Raw genomic sequence first — 4,476 nt, 5'->3', positions numbered from 1 at the left:
CCGCCGGGTGACCCTGCTGGAGCTCTTCTTCGACCTGGTGTACGTGGTCGCGCTGGCCCTCATCTCGCGGGGCCTGTACGGCGAGGTGAGCTGGGAACGGGCCGTCCAGTCGCTGCTCCTGCTGATGGCCATCTGGTGGACCTGGGCGATCACCACCCTGGTCACCGACCTGTACGACCCGCAACGCTCCGAGATCAAGCTGCTGATCGCGGCGGTGATGTTCGGCGCGCTGCTGATGACCACCGCCATTCCGGAGGCGTTCGGCGCCCGCGGTCTGGTCTTCGCCGGGACGTACGTGGCGATCCATCTCGGACGCGGGCTGTTCCTCATGCCGACCGTACGGCACGACCGGCAGACCCAGCGCCGGGCGGCGCGGATCTTCACCTGGTTCGCGGTCTCCGCGATTCCCTGGCTGGTGGGGGCCGTGGCGGAGGACGAGGCCCGGGTACTGCTCTGGGCGCTGGCACTGGGCATCGACTACCTCGGCTTCCGGCTCGCGTACCCGGTGCCCGGTCTCGGGATGGTGCCCGAGTCGCAGCGCACCGTCACCGCCGAGCACCTCTCCGAGCGCTACCAGCAGTTCTTCATCATCGCCCTCGGCGACGCCATCCTGGTCACCGGCATGATGTTCAGCGTCAAGCACTCCGAGATGGAGAACATCGCCGCGTTCGCGATCGCCTTCGTCACCACCCTGCTGCTCTGGCGCATCTACGTGCACAAGTCGGGTGAGCTGCTGCCGAACGCCATCTCCCGGGCGCGACAGCCGAGCAGGTTCCTGGCCAGCGCGCCGTACACCCATCTGTTGATGGTGGCTGGGGTGGTGACCGCGGCGGCCGGCTTCGACCTGGTGCTGCACGAGCCGACCGGGCGGACGCCGCCGGCCTGGGCGGCCGTGATCCTCGGCGGGCCGGCCATATTCCTGCTGGGCCGCGGCTGCTTCGAGTACGAGGTGTTCAGCCGCGTGTCGCTGTCCCGCCCCGGCGGCCTGCTGGCCCTGCTCACCATCGCGCCGGTCGTGCTCTTCCTGCCGCCGCTGTTCGCCTCGCTGGGCGCCATGCTGGTGCTGGCCGGGGTGGCCGTCGCCGACCACCTGCGCAGCCGCGGCCGGCCGCCGGAGGATCCGTCCCCGCCGCACTGAGCCCACCGGCGATGGTCGGAACCGGTCGCCCCGACGCCGCCCGCCGTTTGACCGTTCCCCCGCTCTGGGTACAAGGCCTCCACCTCGAATCCACCATCACCCCAGTGGAGGCAACCCATGCGCGGCACCTCGATAGTCGGCGCCCTGGTCGTCATCTGGCTCATCATCGGCGCGATCGCCGCCGGTCAGCGCGGCTACTACAACAACGACGACGCCAACTGCGCCGAGGCGGGCACCATCCTGGTCACCATCGTGGCCGGCCCGTTGAACTACATCGGCGCCAACCCCAAGGTGGACTGCACGCTCCCCGAGCCGTCCAAGTAGGTCACACCTCGCTCGCCGGCCCGCGCCCGCTCCCCCGAGGCGCGGGCCTCGTCGTGTCCGCCACTCCCCCTAGGGCGTCCTAGGAGGCTGGGCTCCGCCCGTGCGGTCAGCCGCCGACGTGGATGCCGGGGCGGCGGGTGGGGTCCGGCTCGGACTTGCGGATGATCTCGCGGACCACGGGCGGGGTGTCGCCGCGGCCGAGGATCAGATAGCGCAGCAGGTGCGCGATCGGGTTCCCCTCGGACCACTCGAAGTGGCAGTGCGGCCGCACCCCGGTGCCGTCCCGCAACGCCAGCAGGATCGCGGCGATGGCGTTCGGCGCGGCCGGGCTGCTGGCGCGCAGGATCCGGTACCCGCCGACCTCCACCCCGTGCACCTGCAGCACCCCGCTGAACCGGGACGGGTCGGAAATGTCGATCTCCAGGAAGAGCACGTCGGCCGCGCCCGGCACCGGGTTCATGCCGCGCTGCGCCCGCTCCTTGAACCGGTACTCCTTGACCGCGCCGCTCTGCCGCTTGTTGGCGATCAGGTGTAGCCGGCCGTCGTGGGCGATCGAGTCGGCGACGAACCTGCGGGCGGGCTCGTCGAACTCGATCCGTTCGGCCCGCAACTCGGTGGTCCGGGACACCCGGGAGATCAGCGAGACCGCGATGATGCCGGCGATGAACAGGCCGGAGATCGCGATGCCGTCGGGCTTCGCGATGACGTTCTCGGTGAGCGCGTAGAGCAGCACCACGGTGAGCACCGCGAAGCCGGCCGCGGCGAACGGATGCCGCCCGGCGTACGCGGCGATGGTGACCGCGATCGCGCCCGAGACCATCATCGCCAGGATCCCGGTGGCGTATGCCCCGGCCTGGGCGTTGACGTCGGCCCGGAAGGCGAGCGTGATGGCGATGCTGATCGCCGTGTAGACGAGCACCACCGGACGGATGGCCCGCGACCACTCCGGCGCCATGCCGTACGAGGGCAGGTAGCGGGGCACGATGTTGATCAGGCCGGCCATCGCGGAGGCCCCGGCGAACCAGAGGATCAGGATGCTGCTGATGTCGTAGACCGTGCCGAACGCCTCGCCCAGGTGCTCGTGCGCCAGCCAGGCCAGCGCCCGGCCGTTGGCGGCGCCACCGGGCTGGAACTCCTTCGGCGGGATCAGCACGGTGGTGACGAAGGTGGTGGTGATGAGGTAGACCGACATGATCAACGCGGCGGTGCCGAGCAGCTTGCGGGTGTTGCGGATGCGCACCCCCAGCCGCGCCTCGGGGTCCGCGCCGTCCCCCTTGACCAGAGGCATCATGCTCACCCCGGTCTCGAACCCGGACAGGCCCAGCACCAGCAGCGGAAAGGCCAGGACGCTGGTCCGTACCACGTCCGCGGCCCCACCCGTCCCGGTGAGGCGGGAGGCCCAGCCGCTCAGCACCGCCGGGTCCCCGGCGACCTCGGCCAAGCCGGCGAACACGATCACCGCGTTCAGCACGAGGAAGACCGCGACCAGCGGGATGGCGACCTGCACCGCCTCGGTGAACCCCATCAGGAACACCCCGCCGAGGATCAGCAGGAGCACCACGGTCACCAGCACCGCGACGACACCGCCGTGCGGGAAGGACCCCGGCAGCACCGGGTTCTCCAGCAGGTGCACGGTGGCGTCGGCGGCGGACAGGGTGATCGTGATGATCCACGAGGTGGCCACGAAGCCGAGCAGCACCAGCACGAAGATCTTGCCCCGCCAGAACGGCAGCAGCCGCTCCAGCATGGCCACCGAGCCCTGCCCGTGCGGGCTCTCCCGGGCCACCCGCCGGTACATCGGCAGCATCCCGAACAGGGTCAGCGCCACGATCAGCAGGGTCGCCAACGGGGACAGCGCCCCGGCCGCCACGGCGGCGATGCCGGGCAGGTAGGACAGGGTGGAGAAGTAGTCGACGCCGGTCAGGCACATCACCTGCCACCAGGGGTGGGCGGGGGCCTGGTGTTCCCGGGTCTCTGGGCCGACCGGTTGCACCCGGTGCTCGAAGAGCCACCGGGCCAGCGGGCTGGTCGGCTCGGGCGGACGGACCGGGGAGTCCACGCACGCCGGCAGCTCGGCGGGCCCCCGCCGGGCGCGGTCGCCGTTCTCCGGGTCGCGCGCACCACGCCGTGCCCGGTCCGCCGCGACCGCGTGCGCGTGGTTGCGCCGCCCCCGCGTACGCCGAGGCTGCGCCCCGTCCCGCCCGTCCGCCATCTGCACCCCTTCAGGCCCTGACCCGACGGTAGGCGGTACCCGGGACCCCACCGGGCAGAACCCGACAAGCCCGAAGAGATCATGACTCGGTCGGCTCAGCCGGGCGGGGCGCCCACCGCGTCCCGCAGCGCCTCCGGGTCGGTCACGGTCACCGTGACCGACGGGTGGCGCGGCCACGGCCCGGGCGCCAGCGCCGGCACCGGGGTGGCGAACCGGAGGCACACCCCGGCGACCGCGCTGCTGCCGAAGGTCGCCCCGCCGTCGGTCAGCGACAGGTGCGGCCCGATCGCCCGCCACCAGCGGTACGGGCCCCCGAGCTCCGCTCCGGTGACGTTGTCGCGGGCGGTGCGCAGCAGCCACGGGCCGAACCGGACGACCAGTTCGTCGGGGCCGAGCTCGACCCGGGCAGTCTCCGGGCGGATCCCGAGCAGGGCCAGGGGCAGCCGGAACGCCCGGTCGAACCGGAACGCGAAGCGGCGGGCCGGGCCGGGCCGGACGGGTTCGCGGTGCGCCATGCCGGCGACGTACCCGGCGCGGGCGACCCGACACCTGGTGGGGCCGGCCCGAGCGGTATTGCTGCGAGTTGTGCAAGAACCGGGCCGCCGCCGCGGCGTACCGGAGCCGGTCCCGGCGCGGCTGAGGCGTCAGGCCAGGGCGGCGGTCCAGCGGTCCACCTGCGCGTCGAGCAGCTCGGCGGTGGCCTGCCAGTAGGGCCCGTCCTCGGCGTGGATCCGCGCCCACGGCTGCACCCCGTCCCGCGCGCCCCGGCGCAGCAGGTCGGACATGGCGCGGGCCCGGGGGC

At 72.5% G+C, this 4,476-nt stretch carries 4 protein-coding genes; 2 read left to right on the top strand and 2 right to left on the bottom strand.

Translation table 11 applies throughout. The features are described 5' to 3' along the window. Both ONA70_RS34970 and ONA70_RS34965 read left to right on the top strand, forming a co-directional pair. On the top strand, positions 1-1,138 hold a 1,138-nt coding region (locus ONA70_RS34970; RefSeq protein ID WP_265010762.1), incomplete at its 5' end, for a low temperature requirement protein A. 117 nt (positions 1,139-1,255) lie between these two features. After that, on the top strand, positions 1,256-1,462 hold the full coding sequence (locus ONA70_RS34965) for a hypothetical protein (protein ID WP_265010761.1): 207 nt from the start codon (positions 1,256-1,258) through the stop codon (positions 1,460-1,462). Between the two features lie 106 nt (positions 1,463-1,568). Here the strand turns inward: ONA70_RS34965 and ONA70_RS34960 are convergent, their stop codons facing one another. Together ONA70_RS34960 and ONA70_RS34955 are read right to left on the bottom strand one after the other, a co-directional pair. Continuing rightward, the gene (locus tag ONA70_RS34960) at positions 1,569-3,674 is read right to left on the bottom strand and encodes an APC family permease (protein ID WP_265010760.1); all 2,106 of its coding nucleotides are present in this window, start codon (positions 3,672-3,674) and stop codon (positions 1,569-1,571) included. 95 nt (positions 3,675-3,769) lie between these two features. After that, the gene (locus ONA70_RS34955; protein ID WP_265010759.1) at positions 3,770-4,189 is read right to left on the bottom strand and encodes a hypothetical protein; all 420 of its coding nucleotides are present in this window, start codon (positions 4,187-4,189) and stop codon (positions 3,770-3,772) included. Between the last annotated feature and the right edge of the window lie 287 nt (positions 4,190-4,476).

This window comes from Micromonospora yasonensis, from assembly GCF_026013475.1.
Classification (GTDB): domain Bacteria; phylum Actinomycetota; class Actinomycetes; order Mycobacteriales; family Micromonosporaceae; genus Micromonospora; species Micromonospora yasonensis.
This window is presented reverse-complemented; position numbering and strand designations above follow the sequence as displayed.